Source organism: Pseudorhodoferax sp. Leaf274 (assembly GCF_001422445.1).
Lineage (GTDB): Bacteria > Pseudomonadota > Gammaproteobacteria > Burkholderiales > Burkholderiaceae_C > Pseudorhodoferax.
In genome coordinates, this window is sequence record NZ_LMNA01000004.1 from 143,539 (window position 1) to 163,765 (window position 20,227).

Sequence of the window (20,227 nt, forward strand, 5' to 3'; positions counted from 1 at the left end):
CTTGGGGCGGCCCGGCGCGGTGCGTGTGGCCCCCACGCTCCCCGCTGCGCGTGGTTCGCGGCCCCCCGAGGGGGTGCCCGCTTGCTTGGGGCGGCCCGGCACTGCGCTCATCCCACACCGCCGGCCAGGAGCCTGCGGATGCTGTCCAGCAGAACCGCCCGCTGGAAGGGTTTGGTGACGACGGCGCTGGCGCCGGCCTGCAGCGCGCGCGCATGGTCCTCGGTGTCGGCGCGGGCCGTCAGCAGCAGCACCGGCAGCTGCGCATGGCGCGGGTCGGCGCGCAGCAGGCGCAGCAGGGACTCGCCATCGAGCTCGGGCATCATCGCGTCGGTCAGCAGCAGGTCGGGCGCCTGCGCATGGAGTGCGGCCAGCGCGGCCCGGCCGTCGGCCACGGCGGTGACGCGGAAGCCCTCCAGTCGAAGCAGGCGCTGCAGGTTGGCGCGGATCTCGGGATCGTCCTCGGCCACCAGGATGTGGCGGCCACTCGGCGGCGCCAAGCTCACAGCAGCACCCGGAAGCAACTGCCCCGCCCCGCCGTGCTCAGCACCTCGATGCTGCCGCCGTGGGCCTCCACCGCCTTCTTGGCGATCGCCAGGCCCAGGCCGGTGCCCGGGATGGCGCCCACGTTGCTGGCGCGGTGGAAGGTCTCGAACAGGTGCGCCTGCTCGGCCTGCGGAATGCCGATGCCGTGGTCGCTGACCTCGAACACGCGGCGCGCGTCCTCGTCGCGCACCTGCAGGCACACCTGGCCCCCGTTCGGCGAGTACTTGACGGCGTTGGACAGCAGGTTGCCCAGCACATGGCGCAGCAGCCGCTCGTCGAACTGGCCCTCGGGGCTGGCGCTGCGGTACTCGACGACGATGTCGGCGGCGCGCTCCGGGTACTGGCTGCGCGCTTCCTCGGCGCAGTGGCGGCACAGCGCGGCCAGGTCCAGCGGCTGCGGCCGGCAGTCGAGCATCTGGGCATCGGCCCGGCCGATCAGCAGCATGCGGTCCAGCATGCCGGTCATGCGCTGCACGCCGTTGACGATGCCCTCCAGCACCTCCTGGCGCTCCTCGCCCGCCATGCGCTCGCCGTAGTGCGCGATCAGCTCGGCCGACGACATGATGGTGGCCAGCGGCGTGCGGAACTCGTGGCTGGTCATGGCGACGAAGCGCGAGCGCAGCACGTTGAGCTCCTGCTGGCGCGCGAGCGCGGCGCGGATGTCGTCCTCGGCGCGCTTGCGGTCGGTGATGTCCAGGAAGGTCCAGATGGCGCCGGCCTCGGGGTTCTTGCCGAACACGCAGCGCCCGGCCAGTTGCACCCAGATGCGCTCGCCGTTCTTGCGCACCATCTGGCGCTCGCTGGTGTAGTGGCCGTCGCGGCGCAGGTGCTCGGCCGTGAGCAGGCCCTCGCGCAGGTAGCTCTCCTCGTCGGGGTACAGCATGCGCGAAGGCTGGCCGGTCAGCTCCTCGCGGCTGTAGCCCATGATCTCGACGAACTTGTCGTTGACCCAGCGGATCCGCCGGTTCACGTTGAAGGCGATGCCGACCAGCACGCTGGCGAAGATGGCCTCGCGCTCGGACGAGGTGCGCTTGAGCGCGACCTCCAGCTCCTTGCGCTCGGTCACGTCCATCACGGTCCAGACCGTGCCGCGCGTGATGTCGCTGGAACTCACGGCCGTGCCGGTGACGGACGCCCAGAACAACGCGCCGTCACGCCGGCGCAGCTGCAGCTCGGCCTCGTAGGGCAGCTGCGCGGCCATGCGCGCGGCGATCTCGGCGCTGGCGCGGGCATGGTCCTCGGGCGTGGGGAACAGCGTGTCGAACGCCACCTCGGACCAGTTCGGCACGCTGCGCAGCGCGCGGTCGGTGCGGAAGATGCGGCCCATGGCCCGGTTGGCCCAGCGCAGGACCTGGTCCTGCGTGAGGAAGGCGATGCCGACCAGCGAGTTCTCCAGGATGGTCTCGCGCTCGGCCAGCGTGTCGCGCAGCCGCGCCTCCAGCGCCTTGCGCCGGCTCACGTCGGAGAAGAAGCCCAGCGAGGCGCTCTTGCCCTCCCAGGGCACCTGGGTCACGCCGATCTCGATCCAGGTGGTGCTGCCGTCCGCATGCAGCAGGCGCAGCTCGTAGCGGTCCGGCACGCGCTGGCCGGCCACGCGCTGGCGCTGGCGTTCGGCGACCAGGGGACGGTCGTCCGGGTGCACGGGGTCGACGAAGGTCTGGCCCAGCATGGCGCCGCGCGGGCGCCGCGCGATCTGCAGCGCGCGCTCGTTGACGAACACGAAGCGGCCGTCCTGCACCACGACCATGCCCTCGCCCACGTGCTCGACCACGGCGCGGTAGCGCTCCTCGGAGCGGTGCAGCGCCTCCAGCATCAGCTTGCGTTCGGTGATGTCGGAGAAGAAGGTCAGCGTGGCGCGCTGGCCCGACCAGGGCACGATGGTGGTGCCCATCTCGATCCAGCGCTGCGCGCCGTCGCCGCCCAGCAGCCGCACCTCGTAGCGGCTTTCCACGGGCTCGCCGGCCAGCCGGCGCTGGCGCCGGTCCACCACCATGGCGCGGTCGTCCGGGTGCAGCAGCTGCAGGTAGCCGCGGCGGTCGAGCTCCTCGCGCGTCATGCGCATGATCTCCAGCGCGCGCTGGTTCACGAACGCCGGCTTGTCGGCCTCGATCACCACCATGGTGCCCTCGCCGGCGTGCTCGACCACGGCGCGCATGCGCTGCTCGGACACGCGGATCTCCTCCGTCATGGCCTTGTGCGCGGTGACGTCGGAAAAGAAGATCAATGCCGCCGGCGCGCCGCCCCAGGGCACGACGGCCACGCCGATGGCGATCCAGCGCACCACGTCGCCCGGCAGCAGCAGGCGCAGCTCGTAGCGGTCGGGCGGGTGGCCGCCGGCCAGGCGGGTGCGCTGGCGCTCCAGCACCAGCGCCTGGTCGTCCGGGTGGACGCGCGTGAGAAAGCCGACCTGCAGCATCTGCGCCAGCGGCATGGCGGCGATCTCCGCGGCGCGCGGGTTGGCATAGACCACCTTCTCGTCCTGCACAACGACCATGCCTTCGGTCAGCCGCTCGATCACGGCGCGAAAGCGCTCCTCCGACGCATGCAGCGCCGCGCGCGTGGCCTTGGCCTCGGTGATGTCGGAGAAGAACACCATGGTCGCGGGCTCGCCGCCCCAGGGCACGACGGTGGCGTGCACGTCCAGCCAGCGCAAATCGCCGCCAGGCAGCAGGCGGCGCAGCTCGTAGCGGTGCGCGGCCTTGTCGCCGCGCTGGCGTGCCTGCTGGCGCACGGCGGCCAGGCCGCGGTCTTCCGGGTGCAGCCACTGCAGGTAGTCGGCGCCGTCCACATCGCCGGCCTGCAGCCGCATGATGGCCAGTGCGCGCGCGTTCCAGAACGCCACGCGGCCGTGCTGGATCACGGCCATGCCCTGCACCAGGTGCTCCACCAGCGCGCGGTAGCGCTCCTCGGACTGGCGCAGCGCGCGCTGGGTGGACTGGCGCTCGGACACGTCGCGCAGGAACAGGCCCGCCATGCCGCCACCGGGCAGCGAGAACACCGACAGCTCCAGCGTGACGGGCTGGCCGTCGCGGCGCAGCACGTCGAGTTCGAGCAGGCCGTCCAGGCCGCGCGTGGCGCCCGAGCGCAGGTAGGTCTGCAGGCCGCTGGCGTGCAGCTCGTCGGCATGCACGGGCACCAGCAGCGCGGAAAGAGGGCGGCCCAGCGCCTCGCTGCGCGGCCAGCCGAGCAGGCGCTCGGCGGCGGGATTGCACTCGACCACGCAGCCTGCCGCATCGGTGGCGAGAACGCCATCCCGCGCATGCGCGATGAGCTGGGCGGCAAAGCCGGCTGCGGCGGATGGGTCGGCGGAATCGGCGCGCATGGGGGACACAGGAGCCGTGCTGGGGCGGCCCAGCATAGCGCATGCCGCACCTACAATCCGCGCGTCCCATCCCCGTCAAGGAAAGTGCAGATGGAGCCGTTGGACAGTGCCAACCGGCCGCGGCTGCTGGTGGTCGATGACGAAGCCGCGCTGCGCGATGTGCTGGCGCGCTACTTCGTCCACAACAATTTCGACGTGCGCGCGGCGGCCGACGCGGGCCAGGCCCGTGCACTGATCGCCACGGCCGTGCCGGACCTGGTGCTGGTGGACGTCAACATGCCCGGCGAGAGCGGCCTGTCGCTGGCGCGCTGGCTGCGCGAGACCCATCCCCGCGTGGGCCTGGTCATGCTGACCGGCGCGGCCGATGCGGTGGACCGCATCGTCGGCCTGGAGGTCGGCGCCGACGACTACGTGACCAAGCCTTTCGAGACCCGCGAGCTGCTGGCGCGGCTGCGCAATCTGCTGCGCCGGCTGTCGCCCGGCCCCGCCACGCCGCCACCGGCCAACCCCCGGCGCGCGCGCTTCGGGCTGTGCGAGCTCGACCTCGATGCGCGCCGGCTGCTGCGCTGCGACGACGGCAGCGAGGTGCCGGTGTCGGCCACCGAGTTCGACCTGCTGGCGCTGTTCGCACGCCACCCGAACCGGCCGCTGAACCGCGACCAGATCATGAGCCACGGCCACAACCGCAGCTGGGATGCACTGGACCGCTCGATCGACCTGCGCGTGATGCGGCTGCGCCGCAAGATCGAGCCGAACCCGGACAAGCCCCGGGTGCTGAAGACCGTGCGCAGCGTGGGCTACATGTACGTGCCGGACGGCGAGTGACCCGGGTCATGCGGCAGCGCCAGCAGCAAGGCCGGTGTCAGGGCCGCTCGCGCGGCACCACGCGCGTGTCGAGCGACGCCGGCTGGTAGTCCGGCTGGAAGGTGCAGCCCGCACCGAACTGCGCCTCGAAACCCGGGCACTGCTGCGCGATCTCCTGCGCCGTGGGCTTGCTGCCGGTCTCCACCCAGCGCAGCAGCGCGGCCAGCAGCGCCGGGTAGGTCGGGTCGCTGATGTAGCTGTGCGTGCCCTCGCGCGTGAAGGTCTGCACCAGCCGTGCACCGCTGCCGCCGTTCTCCATGGTCTGTCTGAAATAGGCATCGAGCTCGACGAAGGCGGTCGGGTCGCTGATCCACTTGGTGCTCAGCACCGGCACCGGGATGCGGCCCGTCGGGTCGGTGTCGGCGCCGAAGCGCTGCACGGCCCCGGGGTCGGCCCGGTAGCGCAGCACGCCGGCATTGAGCGCGGCATCGTCCGCCGAACCGCTGTAGACCGCGCCGGTGTTGCCGAACGGGCTGGCGCCGCCGGTGCGTCTGGCCACCACGTCCTGGAAGTGGAAGGTGCCCCAGTTCAGGTGCGACTGGATCGAACTGGCCGGGATGCGGATCACGCGCGCGATGGTCTCCACCTTGGCCTGCTGCTCGGGCGTGCGCTGCGCCGCCGTGCGGTTCAGGCCCAGGCATTCGGCGGTGCGCGCGTTGAGGTCGGCCGACGTCATCGTGGCCCCGGCCGGCAGGCCGATGTTGAGCGGGTACTGCGTCTCGCCCGGCCGCGGGTGGTTGTTGCACAGGTACTGGTAGACCACGCGCAGGTCGGTGCGGAAGTCGTACGAGCGGGTGCCGCCGGCCAGCACGCCGCTGGTCAGCAGCACGGCGTCGTAGGGCTGCGTGCCCACGGTCTCGGCGGTGAACATCTCGGCCGCCTTGGCCGCCACGCCCGCGCCCCACGACTGGCCGTGCAGGATGGTGCGCTGCGGCTTTGCCACATGCTCGCGGAAGATGCGGCGCAGCCGCTCGGTGTCCTCGGCCGCGGCGCGCACCTCCACCCCGCCCTGGCGGAAGGTCGAGCCGGCCCAGGCGTAGCCGGCCTTGACCATGATGGCCCAGCGCGTGAGGTCTTCGGTGGCGCGCTCCATGGTGGGCGCGTCCAGGCTCGGGCCGCCGTGCGCGTGCAGCACGAGGTGGCCGTTCCAGTCCCGCGGCATGGCGATCAGGTAGTAGGCGCCGGCCGAGTCCTGGCCCTGCAGGCAACGCGCCGTGGCCGGCACGGCCTCCGGGCAGGTGGCGGCCTGCGGGGCCGCCTCCCGGGGACTGTCGTCGCCGCCGCCGCAGGCGCCGAGCAGCAGCGCACTGGCCAGCAGGGCGGCCAGGCGGCCGAGCGGAGCGAAGGGAACGAGGGCGATGGAAGGGTGCGCAGGCAGCGGCATGGGTCGTCTCCGGTGTGTTGTCGAAAGCCGGCGCGATCGTAGGCATCGCCTGCGCAGATGGCAAAGACCGGGTTCGTCTGCGCTCGATATGATGAAGATATGGACCTGCGCCAGCTCCGCTACTTCCTGGCCGTGGCCCGGGCCGGCCACATCACGCGCGCCGCGGAAGAACTGGGCATGCAGCAGCCGCCGCTGAGCCAGCAGATCAAGGCGCTGGAGACCGAGCTCGGCATGCCGCTGTTCCAGCGCCACCCGCGCGGCGTGCGCCTCACCGACGCCGGCCAGCGCCTGCAGGACGAAGCCGGCCGCCTGCTGGCCGACTTCGACGCCATGCGCGCACGCATGCTCTCGCTCAGCGACGGGCGGCACGGCCCCTTGTCGGTCGGCTTCACGAGTTCGGCCGCCGCCCATGCCTTCACCCCGGAGACATTGCGGGCCTGCCGCAGCCGCTACCCCGGCATCGAGCTGACGGTGCGCGAGAACAACGCCGCCGAGATCACCGAGGCCGTGGCGGCCGCGCGGCTGCACTGCGGCTTCCTGCGCGTGCCGGTGTCCGCGCCGCCCGGCGTGGTGCTGCAGACGCTGCTGAGCGAACCCGCCGTGCTGGCCTTGCCGCGCGGCCACGCGCTGGCGCGCCAGGGCGCCTGCGTGCCGCTGGGCGCGCTGCAGGACCAGCCGCTGCTGCTGGTGCGGCGCCCCGGCGCGCCGGGGCTGTACGCCAACCTGCTCGCGCTGTGCGCGCAGCAGGGCGTGCGCGTGCGCGTGGCGGCCGAAGTCGACCGCATGATGACCAACCTGAACCTCGTCGCGGCCGGGGCCGGCATCTCGGTGGTGCCGGCGTCCATGCGCGGCGTGCACCCGCATGCCATCGTCTACCGCCCGCTGGAGCCGGCGGCGGCGCTGGACGCGCCGCTCACGCTGGCCTGGCGCGAAGGCGACCGCAGCGGGCCCACGGCCACCTTCGTCGCGCTGGTGCAACGCCTGGCCACCGCGCACCGGCGCCGGGCCCAGCGCGCGCTCGACCGGGAGCCGGCATGACCGCGCGGCGCACGCTGCTGCTGGGCACGGCCGCGGCCCTGTGCGCGCCGGCCATCGCCAGCACGCCCTGGCCCAGCCGCCCGCTGCGCCTGCTGGTGGCCTACGCGACCGGCGGCGTCAGCGACGACATCACGCGGCTGCTGGCCGAGCGCCTGGCCCAGCGCATCGGCGTGCCGGTGGTGGTGGAGAACCGCGCCGGCGCCGGCGGCACGCTGGCCATGGCCGCGCTGGCGCGCGCGCCGGCCGACGGCCACACGCTGTGCTTCTCGGCCATCACGCCGCTGACGGTGGCGCCGCTGCTGGGCCCGGTGCGCTACGACCCGCTGCGCGACATCGCGCCCGTGGCCGGCGTGATGTCCACCCCGGTGCTGGTGGTCGCCACGCCGGCACTGGCCGCGCGCAACCTGCCCGAAGCCCTTGCGCGCGCCGGCACCAGCGGCCTGCGCTGGGCCAGTTCGGGCCTGGGCACCACCGGCCACCTGGTCATGGAACAGGTGCGCCGCGCCAGCGGCGTGGCCATCACGCACGTGCCGTACAAGGGCGGCAGCCAGCAGATCAGCGACGCCCTGGGCGGCCAGTTCGAGCTGCTGTCCACCAACGTGGGCACGGTGCAGCTGGGCCACGTGCGCCGCGGCCGGCTGCAGGCGCTCGCGGTCGGCGCGCCGGCGCGCGTGCCCGTGCTGCCCGCCGTGCAGACATTGGCCGAGGCCGGCTTCGCCAGCGCCAACCTGTGGTCGCTGTTCGGCCTGTTCGCGCCGGGCGACACGCCGACCGACCTGCGCGAGCAGATCAACAGCGAGGTCAACGCCGTGCTGTCGGAGCCGGAGCTGCAGGAGCGGCTCATGGCCGTGAACAACCTGCCGCTGCTGGACAGCCCGCGCGGGTTCGCGCAGCGCATCGCGCAGGAGGGCGCGGTGCACCGCGACCTCCTGCAGCAGCGCTGAACCTAGATTCGGCAGTTGGATGCGCCTGACGGTGCCGTGATCGGCGTGTCAGGCAAGGCGCGACGACGCGGCGCACTCCTGTGCGCAAGGAGGAGCAACGCCGCATGGCGCGGCGAGCGCGGTGCCGGCGGGTGCATAGCGGCCTCACCCAGCAGTTGAGCGCTATCGGAGACGTCAAGTCCAGTGTTCATGCGGCTTTTCAAAGGACTGCGAGCGGTCAACCGCCGAATCTAGGTTGAACTAGGGAATGGCGTCGATGCGCTCGGCGCGGTGTTCGCCGTTCTGGTGCAGCACCAGCGCGTTCACGCGGCCATCGGCACCGCGCTCGAACTGCAGTTCGGCCGGCACCACCTCGTAGAAATAGCGGTCGCGCTGGCCCGGCCGCGCGAACACCGGGAAGGCCGGCTGCTGCGCCAGCCGCGCGACCAGCTGGCCCATCTCCTCGCGGATGCTGAACTCCGCGCCGTTGCCCAGGCGGTAGCGGCCCACGGCGTCGGCCACGTCGGCGCGCGCGGGAATCGCCATGCCCACGGAGCGCGCGGTGCGCTGGGCGCGCTGCTCGGCGCCGCCCTGTTGCACGGTGAGATGCGCCGGCTCGGCCGTGGCGTCGAACTGGAACAGCAGGCCGCGCTCGGGCCGCGCGAAGCGGCCCGGCCCCACCGGCACCAGCGGCGCGAAGCCCAGCGCGCCGCCGCGCGCATAGAGCTGGCCCTCGTGCAGCAGCACGCGGAACAGCGTGCCGTCGCCGCTGCGGTATTCGCCGCTCAAGGGCGCGAGCTGGGCCGGCGCCACGGGGATGGGCTCGGAAGGCACCGGGAACAACGCCGCCAGCACGCGGCCGCGCAGCGTGGGCAGCGCGGCACGCGCATTGCTCGCGCTGGCCGCCAGCACCTGGCGGCCTTCGGGCATCAGCATCCACAGCGTGCGGTAGCCGCCGGTCAGGCCGTCGTGCAGGTACACGCGGCGCCCGGGTGGGCCGAGGATGAAGATGCCATAGCCGATCTCGCCGCCCGCATAGGGGCCGAGCGGCGTCACCAGCCGCTCGGCCGCGGGGCCGAGCGGCCCGTCGCGCCCGGCCAGGATGGCCTGGCCGAAGCGCAGCAGGTCGGCCGTGCTCGAGCGCAGCGCGCCGGCACCGGCATAGGCGTCCATGTCCCACAGCGGCGCCACGGTCTCGCCCTCGAAGGCCGGCAGCATGCGCGCGCGGCGGTCGGCGTCCAGCGCCTGCACGGTGTCTTGCAGGGCCAGCGGCGCGGCGATGCGCTCGCGCACCAGGGTCTCCCAGGGCTGGCCATAGCGCTGGGCGAGCACATTGCCGAGCAAGGCCATGCCCAGGTTGCTGTAGCGCGGCGCGCAGGGCGGCTGGCCGGCCAGCGCCAGCTGCGGCAGCGCGTCCCAGAGCTGCGCGGGCGTCAGCGTGCGGATCTCGGCCGCGGCGTCGGCCCCGCCGGCCGCCAGCGTGCGCGGCAGGCAGGCGCTGTGCGTGACCAGCTGGCGCAGCGTCAGCGCCGCGACGGGTGTGTCCCGGGTCTGGCGCGGCAGGCGCTGGCCCAGCGTGTCGTCCAGCGACAGCTCGCCCCGCTCCACGGCCTGGGCCAGCAGCAGGCCCGTGAACACCTTGCTGACCGAGCCGATCTCGAACAGCGCGGTGTCGGCGTCGATGACGCGCTCGGGCCGGCTGGCGCTGCCGCGCAGGGTCTGCGTGCCGCGCGCGATGGCGACGACGGCGGCACCGCGCTCGCCGCCCAGCAACTGCTCGGCCAGCCGGTCCGGGTCGGGCAGGGCCGGCAGCGGCTGGGCCAGCGCCGCACCCGTGCACAGCGCGACCCACCAGGCCCCGAACCTCAAGCCGGCTCCATGCCCTGGCGCTGCTTGGCCTGTGCCGCGGCGGGCGCGGCGAGGAAGGCCAGCAGCGCGCGCGCGGCGTCCGGCTGGCTGGCCGTGCGCGCGATGCCGCCCGAGAACACGGTGGTGATCTGCACCGCCGGCGGCAGCGGGCCCAGCAGGTCGATGCCTTGCAGGTGGATCAGCTCGGCCAGCTGCTGGAAGCCCAGCGCCGCCTCGCCCTTGGCCACCAGCGAGCCCACGGGCACGCCGGGCGGCGCCTGCACGATGCGGCTCTTGAGCGCCTCGGCGATGCCCCAGCGCTCGAACAGCTTGAGCAGCTGCACGCCGCTCGGGCCGGTGGAGTAGCTCAGCGTCGGCGCGGCCAGCACCGCGGCCTTGAGCGCCTCTTCGCTGCCGATGTCGGGGCGCGGCGCGCCCGCGCGCACGGCCACCGCCACGCCCGAGCGCACGATGTCCACACGGCTGCCGGTCTCGACGGCACCGCCGGCGATGAGCTTGTCGATGGCGTCCTGCGCCAGCATCACGAGGTCGAAGGCCTCGCCGGCCTGCACGCGCTTGGCGGCATCCACGCCGCCCACGGATTCGAGCGCGATGTCCACCGCGTGGTCCTTGCGGTACAGCGCGATGAGTTCGGCCAGCACCTGCTTGGTGGCCATCGAGGAAATGATCTTGAGCGTGGAGGCCATGGGCCGTCTCCTGCGGGATGGATTGCGACGGGCCGGATTATCGGAGCGTCAATCCCGGATCTTGGCCGCGATGCGCACCGCCTCGTTGAGCGCGGCCAACTGCGCGGCATGCTGGGCCGCCAGCAGGGCCAGCTTGCGCCGGCCGGCCGGCAGCAGGTGCACCTCGACCTGGCGCCGGTCCGTCGCACTGGCCTGGCGCTGCACCAGTCCGGCCTCCTCGCAGCGCGTGACCAGCGCCACCACGCCGTGCGGCTGGGCCTGCAGGCAGTCGGCCAGCTCGCCGATGGTGGCCCACTCCCGGTCCGCAAAGCCCTGGGTGTGCAGCAGCAGCTGGTACTGCAGCGCGGTGATGCCCTCCGCGCGCGCCGCGTCTTCGCTGAAGCGCAGGAAGCAGCGCAGCTGATAGCGGAAATCGGAGAGCGCCTCGTAGCGCTGCTTGTCGGTTGCCCCCTTGCGGTCGGCCATGGCATTCCTTGTTCTGTCCGGAAATATTAGCAGTGCAAGCCGTGCGGAAATTGGTGAAATTACTCATGACATGATGCAATTAGACTCATATCATGATGTATCTGACTGGAGCCTGACCCCACCCGGTCACCCGGCTCCACGCCGTGGTGCCGCAACCCGCGCCGGTTGCGCCCATCCCTTCACCTCACCCTTCCTCCGCATGCAGATCAAGAGTCGCAAGGACTTCGTGTCCGGTTTGATGTTCATGGGCGTGGGCGCCGCCTTCTCGCTCGGCGCCTTCAACTACACCGTGGGCAATGCCGCGCGCATGGGCCCGGGCTACTTCCCGATGCTGCTGGGCGCGATGCTGGCCATCATGGGCGCCTTCGTGCTGCTGGGGTCGTTGCGCTCGCAGCGCACCGACGGCGGGGCCATCGGCAAGATCGCCTGGAAGCCCTTGCTCTACATCGTCGGCGCCAACCTGGTGTTCGGCGTGCTGTTGGGCGGCGTGCCCTCGCTGGGCGTGCCGGCCATGGGCCTGATCGCGGCCATCTTCGCGGTGGTGATCCTGTCCAGCATGGCCGGCAGCCGCTTCGTGTTCCGCGGCTCGCTGGTGCTGGCCGTGATCCTGGCCATCGGCAGCTACCTGACCTTCGTGGTGGGCCTGAGCCTGCAGTTCCAGGTCTGGCCTTCGTTCATCACCGGCTGAGGAGGCTGCCCATGGAACTGCTCGAACACCTCTCGCTCGGCTTCGGCGCGGCCTTCACGCTGCAGAACCTGATGTACGCCTTCATCGGCTGCCTGCTGGGCACGCTGATCGGCGTGCTGCCGGGCGTCGGCCCCGTGGCCACCATCGCCATGCTGCTGCCGGCCACCTACGCGCTGCCGCCCGTGGCCGCGCTGATCATGCTGGCCGGCATCTACTATGGCTCGCAGTACGGCGGCTCGACCACGGCCATTCTGGTCAACCTGCCGGGAGAATCGTCGTCGGTGGTGACCGTGATCGACGGCCACCAGATGGCCAAGAAGGGCCGCGCCGGCGCCGCGCTGGCGGCCGCCGGCCTGGGCTCGTTCTTCGCCGGCAGCGTGGCCACGCTGGTGCTCGCCGCGTTCGCGCCGCCGCTGACCGAGATCGCCTTCAAGTTCGGCCCGGCCGAGTACTTCTCGCTGATGGTGCTGGGCCTGATCGGCGCGGTGGTGCTGGCCTCGGGCTCGCTGCTCAAGGCCATCTGCATGATCGTGCTGGGCCTCTTGTTCGGCCTGGTCGGCACCGACGTGAACTCGGGCGTGGCGCGCTACAGCTTCGACATCCCCGAGCTGACCGACGGCATCAGCTTCATCGCGATCGCCATGGGCATCTTCGGCTACGGCGAGATCATCGCCAACCTGGCCAAGCCCGAGGAGGAGCGCCAGGTGTTCACCACCAAGCTCAGCGGCATCTGGCCGACGGCGCAGGACTTCAAGAACATGACGCCCGCGATCCTGCGCGGCACCGTGCTGGGCAGCTCCATGGGCATCCTGCCGGGCGGCGGCTCGCTGCTGTCGGCGTTCGCCTCGTACACGCTGGAGAAGAAGCTCAAGCTGCGCGAGGGCGAGGTGCCGTTCGGCCAGGGCAACATCCGCGGCGTGGCCGGCCCCGAATCGGCCAACAACGCCGGTGCGCAGACCTCGTTCATCCCGCTGCTGACGCTGGGCATCCCGGGCAACGCGGTGATGGCGCTGATGGTGGGCGCGATGACCATCCACAACATCCAGCCCGGCCCGCAGGTGATGACCAGCAACCCCGAACTGTTCTGGGGCCTGATCGCCTCGATGTGGATCGGCAACGCCATGCTGATCATCCTGAACCTGCCGCTGATCGGCATCTGGATCAAGCTGCTGTCGGTGCCCTACCACTGGCTGTTCCCTGCCATCGTGCTGTTCTGCGCCATCGGCGTGTACTCGACCAACAACAACACCTTCGACGTGTGGATGCTGGGCTGGTTCGGCATCATCGGCTACATCTTCCACAAGCTCGAGTGCGAGCCCGCGCCGCTGCTGCTGGGGCTGATCCTGGGGCCGATGATGGAAGAGAACCTGCGCCGCGCGCTGCTGCTCTCGCGCGGCGACTGGAGCGTGTTCGTCACCCGCCCGATCTCGGCTTGCCTGCTGATCGGCGCCGTGGTGCTGCTGGCCATCGTGCTGCTGCCCTCCGTGCGCAACAAGCGCGAGGAGGCCTTCGTCGAGGAAGGCTGACGGGCCAGGAGACGGTCAGAACTTGAGCGTCTTGAACAGGTTGTTGTACTGGTCTGTCCACAGCGGCGCGTCGGGCGTGGCAGGCAGCAGCCAGCCGGCCTCCTGCAGCCGGTCGGGGATGCTGCGGCCGACCAGCACCCAGCTCGTGAAGCTCAGGTGGTCCTCCACCGGGCTGTCGTCCACCTGCCAGGCCTGCAGGCCGTGGGCCTGGGCCAGCTGCGCCACCACGGGCGAGAGGTCCAGGTAGCGGTTGGAGATGTGGAAGGCCACCAGCCCGCCCTCCTTGAGGTGGGCCGTGTACACGCCCAGTGCCTCGCGCGTGAGCAGGTGCACCGGGATCGAGTCGCTGGAGAACGCGTCGACCGCGATCACGTCGTAATTGCCCGGCCTGCCCTCGGCCAGTTCGCGCTCCATCGACAGGCGTGCATCACCCAGGCGCATCTGCGGCGTGGCGGGCGCGTCGGCGATGTAGCGGAACCAGCGCCTGGCCGTCTCCACCACCTGGGCGTCGAGTTCGTAGACCACGTAGTCGTCGCCGCTGCGCGCATAGCTCAGCAGCGTGCCGGTGCCCAGGCCCACCGAACCCACGCGCAGCGGGCCGGACTCGCCCTTGTAGGCCAGCAGGCGGCCGATGCCGCTGGTCTCGCCGTAGTAGCTGGTGGGCAGGCGGCGGCGGTCTTCGGCCGTGTACTGCTCGCCGTGCATGATGGTGCCGTGCAGGAGGCGCCGCACCTCCTCCTCGCCGCTGCCGGCCTGGGTCACGCGCAGCAGGCCGTAGGTGTTGCGTGCGCTGGCGATGCTGCCGGCGTGCTGGGCCCGCACGTACTCCAGCCCGTACCAGCCGACGCCGCCCACGGCGGCCAGCGCGGCGGCCAGCGGCAGCGCACGCAGCGTCCAGCGGCCCAGCCCGGCGCGCCAGCCCGCCATCAGGCCGACCAGCGTCACGGCCAGCAGCAGGCCCGGCAGTTCCCAGTAGGCCGTCAGCACGCGCGGCGCCAGCAGCCCCACGCCCAGCCCGCCGATGGCGCCGCCCAGCGCCATGCACAGGTAAAAGCGCGTGAGGTGCTGCGGCGCCGGCCGCAGCGCGGCCATCTCGCCGTGGCAGACCATGCAGACCAGGAACAGTCCGCAGGCGAACAGGGGGATCGCGATGCGGATGTGCAGCACGCCGCCGCTGGCCGACAGCGCCCAGGCCATGGCCACGGTCACGGCCAGCGTGGGCAGCAGCCACAGCCGGCGCGCCACCGGCCCGAGATACCAGCCGCGCCCGCCGCGGCCCTCGAACACCAGCATGAACGACAGCAGGTACAGCGCCAGCGGCACGATCCACAGGAACGGGATGGACGCGACGTTCTGCGTCATGTGGGTGGTCACGGCCAGCAGCAGCGCCGAGGGCAGCATGGCCAGCCCCGTCCACACCGCATGCAGGCCCAGGCCGGGCACGGGCTCGGCCGCCTGCACCGCGCGGCCCAGCGTGGCCGGTGCCGCGCCGGCCGGGGCCGCCACCGCGGTGGCGCGCCAGGCCACGCCGGCGCAGCCCAGCGCGAACACCACGTAGGCCACGCTCCAGGCGCGCGACTGGACACCACTGTCGAACCACGGCTCCACGAGGAAGGGATAGGCCAGCAGGGCCGCCAGCGAGCCCGCGTTGGACCATGCGAACAGCCGGTAGACCTGGCGCTGCTGCGCCGGCGCCACGGCCTGGCTGAGCCAGCGCTGCAGCAGGGGCGAGGTGGCCGCCAGCGACATGTAGGGCAGGCCCACGGTGACCACCAGCAGCGCGAGGATGCCGCGCGCGGCATCGGCCTCGCCGGCCGGTTTGAACACCGCGTCGGGCACGATGGGCAGGGTCAGCAGCGCGGCCGCCAGCAGCCCCAGGTGCACGACGCGCTGCACGCGCGGTGGCCGCGCCTGCAGCCAGTGCGCATACAGGTAGCCGGCCAGAAGTGCGCACTGGAAGAACACCATGCTGACCGTCCACACCGCGGAACTGCCGCCGAACCAGGGCAGGATCTGCTTGGCCAGGATGGGCTGCACGAGGAACAGCAGGAAGCTGGAAAGGACGATGGTGGCGCCGCTGGCGAGAGTGATGAGCATCGGGGGTCCTGGCTGCAAGGTCGGCGCATTCTGCACAGGCTGCCGCCGAACGACCGTAGGAGAACACCCACGGCCGAAACGCTTGTCGACCGCTGGTGGGCGGTGGCGGCGCCGGGGAAACTGCCCGCACGGACACGGTGTCCCGGGAGAAGGTCAATGGCACAAAGCGCACAGATCGTCGGCAATGTCGAATACCGCGATGGCGATGGCCCGTCGCTCGTCATCCGCCAGGGGCCGGTGGAGGTGAGCACCACCCCCCAGGATGCCACGCTGAGCTGGGAGGAAGAAGGCGGCGAGGTGCACAGCAGCACCTCGATGCCGATCGCGGATTTCCAGCGCTACGTCGCCGAAGGGGCGATCCGGCTCGCCGCCTGACACCACGGCGCGCCCCGGCCACAATGGCCGGCCCATGTCCCTGCGCGCCTTCCACCCTGCCGTCGCGGCCTGGTTCCGCACAGCGTTCCAGCGCGCCACGCCGGCCCAGCGCGCGGCCTGGCCCAGCATCCGCGCGGGCCGGCACACGCTGGTGGCCGCGCCGACGGGCTCGGGCAAGACGCTGACGGCCTTCCTCGCGGCGCTGGACGACCTGGTGCGCCAGGGCCTGGGGCCCGCAGGGCTCGCCGACGGCGTGCAGGTGGTCTACGTCTCGCCGCTCAAGGCGCTGTCCAACGACATCGCGCTGAACCTGATCGCGCCGCTGGACGGCATCCGCGCCGAACTGGCGGCACGCGGCCTGCCCGAGCCGGCCATCCGCGTGGCCGTGCGCACGGGCGACACGCCGGCACGCGAGCGCGCGCTGAGCATCCGCAAACCGCCGCACATCCTGGTCACCACGCCCGAGTCGCTCTACGTGCTGCTGGGTTCGGCTTCGGGGCGGCGCATGCTGGGCGGCGTGCGCACGGTCATCGTCGACGAGATCCACGCGCTGGCCGCCAACAAACGCGGCAGCCACCTGGCGCTCTCGCTGGAGCGGCTGCTGGCGTTGACGGGCGCACCGTTCACGCGCATCGGGCTGTCGGCCACGCAAAAGCCCATCGAGGAGGTGGCGCGCTTCCTGGTCGGCGCCGGGGCCATCGATGCCCAGGGCCGGGCGGACTGCGCCATCGTCGACATCGGCTACGCCAAGCGCCGCGACCTCGCGCTGGAGCTGCCGCCCACGCCGCTGGCCGCCGTGATGTCCAACGCGCAGTGGGAGCAGGTCTACGGCCGCGTGGCCGAACTCGCGCTGGCGCACCGCACCACGCTGGTGTTCGTGAACACGCGGCGCATGGCCGAGCGCGCCGCGCGCCACCTGGCCGACCGGCTCGGCAAGGAGGCCGTGGCCGCCCACCACGGCAGCCTGGCGCGCGACCTGCGGCTGGACGCCGAACAGCGCCTCAAGCGCGGCGAACTCAAGCTGCTGGTGGCCACGGCCTCGCTGGAACTGGGCCTGGACATCGGCGAGGTCGACCTGGTCTGCCAGCTCGGCTCGCCGCGCGCCATCTCCACCTTCCTGCAGCGCGCGGGCCGCTCGGGCCACGCGGTCGGCGGCGTGCCCAAGGCGCGGCTGTTCCCGCAGTCGCAGGGCGAGCTGCTGGAGTGCGCGGCGCTGCTGGACTGCGTGCGCCGCGGCGAGCTGGACACCCTGGCCATCGTGCCGCAGCCGCTGGACGTGCTGGCGCAGCAGATCGTGGCCGAGACCGCCTGCCAGGAGTGGCACGAGGACGCGCTCTACGCGCTGGTGCGCCGGGCCTGGCCCTATGCCCGGCTTGCGCGCGCCGACTTCGACGCCGTCGTGCGCATGCTGGCCGAGGGCACGGCCACGCGCCAGGGCCAGCGCGGCAGCTACGTGCACCGCGATGCCGTGCACCAGCTGCTGCGCGAGCGCAAGGGCGCGCGCATGACCGCGCTGACCTCGGGCGGCACCATCCCCGACACCGGCGATTACGCCGTGCTGCTGGAGCCGCAGGCCCAGACGGTGGGCAGCGTGCACGAGGACTTCGCCGTCGAAAGCCTGGCCGGCGACGTGTTCCAGCTCGGCAACACGAGCTACCGCATCCTCAAGATCGAACCCGGCCGCGTGCGGGTGGAGGACGCGCAGGGCGCGGCGCCCAACATCCCGTTCTGGCTGGGCGAGGCGCCGGGGCGCAGCGATGCGCTCTCGCTGGGCGTCTCGCGCTTGCGCGCCGAACTGGCCGGACGGCTGCGGCCCGACCCGGCCGCGGCGCGCGACTGGCTCCAGCAGCAGCTGGCGCTGGACGCGGACGCCGCGCAGCAGATCGTCGACCTGCTCGGCCGCGCGCTGGGCGTGCTCGGCGCCTTGCCCACGCAGCAGTGCGTGGTGCTGGAGCGCTTCTTCGATGCCTCCGGCGGCATGCAGCTGGTGCTGCACGCGCCCTTCGGCAGCCGGCTCAACCGCGCCTGGGGGCTGGCGCTGCGCAAGCGCTTTTGCCGCAGCTTCAACTTCGAACTGCAGGCCGCGGCCACCGACGACGCCATCGTGCTCTCGCTGTCGACCAGCCACAGCTTCCCGCTGGAGGAGGTGGCGCACTACCTGCACCCGGCCACCGCGCTGGACGTGCTGGTGCAGGCCGTGCTGGACGCGCCGCTGTTCGGCGTGCGCTGGCGCTGGAACGCCACCACCGCGTTGGCGCTGCCGCGCTTCGCGGGCGGGCGCCGGGTGGCGCCGCAGCTGCAGCGCATGAAGTCCGAAGACCTGCTGGCCGCCGTGTTCCCCGACCAGGTGGCCTGCGCCGAGAACCTGCAGGGCCCGCGCGAGGTGCCCGCGCACCCGCTGGTGGCGCAGACGCTGCGCGACTGCCTGCACGAGGCCATGGACAGTGCCGGCTGGCTGCGCGTGCTGCAGGGCCTGGCCGACGGCACGGTGGCCGTGGTCGCGCGCGACCTGCCCGCCCCCTCGCCACTGGCCGCCGAGGCCCTCAACGCGCGGCCCTACGCCTTCCTGGACGACGCGCCGCTGGAGGAACGCCGCACCCAGGCCGTGCAGAACCGGCGCTACGCCGACCCCGAGAGCGGCGACGCGCTGGGCCAGCTCGACCCCGGCGCCATCGCCAGCGTGCGCGAGCAGGCCTGGCCGCAGGCCCGCACGCCCGACGAACTGCACGAGGCGCTCTGCGGCCTGGGCGCGTTGACCGAGGCCGAGGCTGCGCAGGCTGCGCACTGGCCCGGCCTGCTGGCCAGGCTGGTGGCCGCCGGACGTGCCACGCGGCTGCTGCCGGGCGACGGGGCCGCGCTGTGGGTCGCGGCCGAGCGGCTGGCGCTGCTGCAGCAGGTGCATCCGCAGGGCCGGCCCGAACCGCCGCTGGCGCTGGTGCCGGCCAGCGAAGCCGCCGACCCGGACGAGGCCGCCACCGCGCTGCTGCGCATGCGCCTGTCCGGCCTGGGGCCCGTCACGCCGGCCCGGCTGGCGGCCGAGCTGCACCTGCCGCCGGCCACGGTGCAGGCCGGCCTGGCCGCGCTGCAGCGCGAGGGCTCGGCCATGCAGGGCGTGTTCACGCCCGGCGCGCCCGGACCCCAATGGTGCGAACGCCACCTGCTCGCGCGCATCCACCGCTACACGCTGCACCAGCTGCGGCGCGAGATCGAGCCGGTGGAGCCGCGCGACTTCATGCGCTTCCTGTTCGACTGGCAGCACGTGGGCGCGGCCAGCCGCATGCGCGGCCCCGAGGCGCTGGCCGGCCTGCTGGCCCAGCTCGAAGGCTACGAAGCGCCCGCGGCCGCCTGGGAGGCCGACCTGCTGCCCGCGCGGCTGGCCGACTACGCCAGCGGCTGGCTCGACGAACTCACCACCGCCGGCCGCAGCCTGTGGGCTCGGCTGCGGCCGGCCGACGCGGGCGGCCGCAGCGGCGGCGCCGTGGCCCTGCGCGCCGCGCCCATCGTGCTGCTGCCGCGCCGCCATGCCGGCGTCTGGACCCGGCTGGCGCCCGCCCCGGCCGGCGACGCCCAGGCCAGCGGCCGCGCGCGCCGCGTGCTGGACTGGCTGGGCGCGCACGGGGCCTCGTTCTTCGACGAGATCGAGGCCGGCGCCCGCCTGCTGCCCGCCGAACTCGAGGACGCGCTGGCCGAACTGGTGGCGCACGGCCAGGTGCACTGCGACAGCACGGCCGGCCTGCGCGCGCTGATGCTGCCGGCGGCCAAGCGCCACAGTGCCCAGGCGCGCCGGCGCCGTGGCGTGGCGCTGTTCGGCGTGCAGGATGCCGGCCGCTGGACCCTGGTGCGGCGCCCCGCGGAACCGGCCGCGCCCGCCGCCCAGGCCGAGGCGCTGGAGCACGTCGCGCAGGCGCTGCTGCGCCGCTACGGCGTGGTCTGCTGGAACCTGCTGGAGCGCGAGGCGCCCTGGCTGCCGCGCTGGCGCGACCTCGTGCGCGTGTACCGGCGGCTGGAGGCGCGCGGCGAGCTGCGCGGTGGCCGCTTCATCGCCGGCGTGGCGGGCGAGCAGTTCGCGCTGCCCGAGGCCATCGCCGCGCTGCGGCAGACGCGGCGCCAAGCCCACGACGGGCAGCTGGTCTGCCTGGCGGCGGCCGACCCGGCCAACCTGCTGGGCAGCATCCTGCCCGGCAGCCGCGTGCCGCGCCAGGCCGGTGCGCGCGTGCTCTACCGCGACGGGGTGGCGATCGCCAGCTGGACCGCCGGGCGCATGGAGGCGCTGGTGGCGCTGTCGCCCGCCGAGCAGGCCGAGGCCGCGCGCGTGCTGGGCCAGCTGCCCGGCATGCCGCAGAGCCAGGTGCCTGGCGCGCCGGCCCTGGCCAGGTTGCCGCCCGCCTGAAGGGCCGGTCCGCCACGCGCGGCTTTCCGCGCGCCGGCCGAGGCACGAGAATCCGCG

At 73.0% G+C, this 20,227-nt stretch carries 14 protein-coding genes; 7 read left to right on the forward strand and 7 right to left on the reverse strand.

The genetic code is table 11. The annotated features are described in order from the left end of the window. Positions 1-107: 107 nt before the first annotated feature. Both ASF44_RS08940 and ASF44_RS08945 read right to left on the reverse strand, forming a co-directional pair. Entirely contained in the window at positions 108-503 is a 396-nt protein-coding gene (locus ASF44_RS08940) for a response regulator (RefSeq protein ID WP_162243791.1), read from the reverse strand. Beyond that, entirely contained in the window at positions 500-3,865 is a 3,366-nt protein-coding gene (locus ASF44_RS08945) for a PAS domain S-box protein (protein WP_162243792.1), read from the reverse strand. Before ASF44_RS08945 ends, ASF44_RS08940 begins: the two co-directional genes overlap by 4 nt. A 90-nt stretch (positions 3,866-3,955) precedes the next feature. On the opposite strand from ASF44_RS08945, the gene ASF44_RS08950 reads away from it, so the two are divergent. Continuing rightward, a complete protein-coding gene (locus ASF44_RS08950; RefSeq protein ID WP_056898871.1) occupies positions 3,956-4,690 on the forward strand; it encodes a response regulator in 735 nt (244 codons plus the stop codon). Between the two features lie 37 nt (positions 4,691-4,727). On the opposite strand, the gene ASF44_RS08955 is transcribed toward ASF44_RS08950, so the two are convergent. Beyond that, the gene (locus ASF44_RS08955; protein ID WP_056898872.1) at positions 4,728-6,113 is read right to left on the reverse strand and encodes a hypothetical protein; all 1,386 of its coding nucleotides are present in this window, start codon (positions 6,111-6,113) and stop codon (positions 4,728-4,730) included. A gap of 99 nt (positions 6,114-6,212) precedes the next feature. On the opposite strand from ASF44_RS08955, the gene ASF44_RS08960 reads away from it, so the two are divergent. Both ASF44_RS08960 and ASF44_RS08965 read left to right on the forward strand, forming a co-directional pair. Next, entirely contained in the window at positions 6,213-7,151 is a 939-nt protein-coding gene (locus tag ASF44_RS08960; protein WP_056898873.1) for a LysR family transcriptional regulator, read from the forward strand. After that, positions 7,148-8,095, forward strand: a complete 948-nt coding sequence (locus ASF44_RS08965) for a tripartite tricarboxylate transporter substrate binding protein (protein ID WP_056898874.1) — start codon at positions 7,148-7,150, stop codon at positions 8,093-8,095. Before ASF44_RS08960 ends, ASF44_RS08965 begins: the two co-directional genes overlap by 4 nt. Before the next feature lie 240 nt (positions 8,096-8,335). Here the strand turns inward: ASF44_RS08965 and ASF44_RS08970 are convergent, their stop codons facing one another. From ASF44_RS08970 to ASF44_RS08980, 3 genes are read right to left on the reverse strand one after another with little or no spacing between them, the layout of a single operon-like run. Further along, the gene (locus ASF44_RS08970) at positions 8,336-9,943 is read right to left on the reverse strand and encodes a serine hydrolase (RefSeq protein WP_056898875.1); all 1,608 of its coding nucleotides are present in this window, start codon (positions 9,941-9,943) and stop codon (positions 8,336-8,338) included. After that, a complete protein-coding gene (locus tag ASF44_RS08975) occupies positions 9,940-10,629 on the reverse strand; it encodes a substrate-binding domain-containing protein (RefSeq protein WP_082524620.1) in 690 nt (229 codons plus the stop codon). Before ASF44_RS08975 ends, ASF44_RS08970 begins: the two co-directional genes overlap by 4 nt. Before the next feature lie 48 nt (positions 10,630-10,677). Further along, complete coding sequence (locus ASF44_RS08980) at positions 10,678-11,094, reverse strand: MarR family winged helix-turn-helix transcriptional regulator (RefSeq protein ID WP_056898876.1); 417 nt, start codon at positions 11,092-11,094, stop codon at positions 10,678-10,680. A gap of 199 nt (positions 11,095-11,293) precedes the next feature. On the opposite strand from ASF44_RS08980, the gene ASF44_RS08985 reads away from it, so the two are divergent. Further along, complete coding sequence (locus tag ASF44_RS08985) at positions 11,294-11,782, forward strand: tripartite tricarboxylate transporter TctB family protein (protein ID WP_056898877.1); 489 nt, start codon at positions 11,294-11,296, stop codon at positions 11,780-11,782. Positions 11,783-11,793: 11 nt separating this feature from the next. Next, on the forward strand, positions 11,794-13,308 hold the full coding sequence (locus ASF44_RS08990; RefSeq protein WP_056898878.1) for a tripartite tricarboxylate transporter permease: 1,515 nt from the start codon (positions 11,794-11,796) through the stop codon (positions 13,306-13,308). A 15-nt stretch (positions 13,309-13,323) separates the two neighbouring features. Here the strand turns inward: ASF44_RS08990 and ASF44_RS08995 are convergent, their stop codons facing one another. Further along, the gene (locus ASF44_RS08995; protein ID WP_056898879.1) at positions 13,324-15,405 is read right to left on the reverse strand and encodes a spermidine synthase; all 2,082 of its coding nucleotides are present in this window, start codon (positions 15,403-15,405) and stop codon (positions 13,324-13,326) included. Between the two features lie 156 nt (positions 15,406-15,561). Here ASF44_RS08995 and ASF44_RS09000 point away from each other — a divergent pair, with 156 nt between their 5' ends. Further along, positions 15,562-15,780 carry a hypothetical protein gene (locus tag ASF44_RS09000; RefSeq protein ID WP_056898880.1) on the forward strand — a complete coding sequence of 73 codons (219 nt, stop codon included), beginning with the start codon at positions 15,562-15,564 and terminating at the stop codon, positions 15,778-15,780. Between the two features lie 34 nt (positions 15,781-15,814). After that, a complete protein-coding gene (locus ASF44_RS09005) occupies positions 15,815-20,170 on the forward strand; it encodes a DEAD/DEAH box helicase (RefSeq protein WP_056898881.1) in 4,356 nt (1,451 codons plus the stop codon). Positions 20,171-20,227: the final 57 nt, after the last annotated feature.

Bases quoted from the DNA above. Each gene is read 5' to 3' on its own strand.
- ASF44_RS08945 (WP_162243792.1), bottom strand. From the start codon at position 3,865: ATGCGCGCCGATTCCGCCGACCCATCCGCCGCAGCCGGCTTTGCCGCC.
- ASF44_RS08950 (WP_056898871.1), top strand. From the start codon at position 3,956: ATGGAGCCGTTGGACAGTGCCAACCGGCCGCGGCTGCTGGTGGTCGAT.
- ASF44_RS08955 (WP_056898872.1), bottom strand. From the start codon at position 6,113: ATGCCGCTGCCTGCGCACCCTTCCATCGCCCTCGTTCCCTTCGCTCCG.
- ASF44_RS08960 (WP_056898873.1), top strand. From the start codon at position 6,213: ATGGACCTGCGCCAGCTCCGCTACTTCCTGGCCGTGGCCCGGGCCGGC.
- ASF44_RS08965 (WP_056898874.1), top strand. From the start codon at position 7,148: ATGACCGCGCGGCGCACGCTGCTGCTGGGCACGGCCGCGGCCCTGTGC.
- ASF44_RS08975 (WP_082524620.1), bottom strand. From the start codon at position 10,629: ATGGCCTCCACGCTCAAGATCATTTCCTCGATGGCCACCAAGCAGGTG.
- ASF44_RS08980 (WP_056898876.1), bottom strand. From the start codon at position 11,094: ATGGCCGACCGCAAGGGGGCAACCGACAAGCAGCGCTACGAGGCGCTC.
- ASF44_RS08985 (WP_056898877.1), top strand. From the start codon at position 11,294: ATGCAGATCAAGAGTCGCAAGGACTTCGTGTCCGGTTTGATGTTCATG.
- ASF44_RS08990 (WP_056898878.1), top strand. From the start codon at position 11,794: ATGGAACTGCTCGAACACCTCTCGCTCGGCTTCGGCGCGGCCTTCACG.
- ASF44_RS08995 (WP_056898879.1), bottom strand. From the start codon at position 15,405: ATGCTCATCACTCTCGCCAGCGGCGCCACCATCGTCCTTTCCAGCTTC.
- ASF44_RS09000 (WP_056898880.1), top strand. From the start codon at position 15,562: ATGGCACAAAGCGCACAGATCGTCGGCAATGTCGAATACCGCGATGGC.
- ASF44_RS09005 (WP_056898881.1), top strand. From the start codon at position 15,815: ATGTCCCTGCGCGCCTTCCACCCTGCCGTCGCGGCCTGGTTCCGCACA.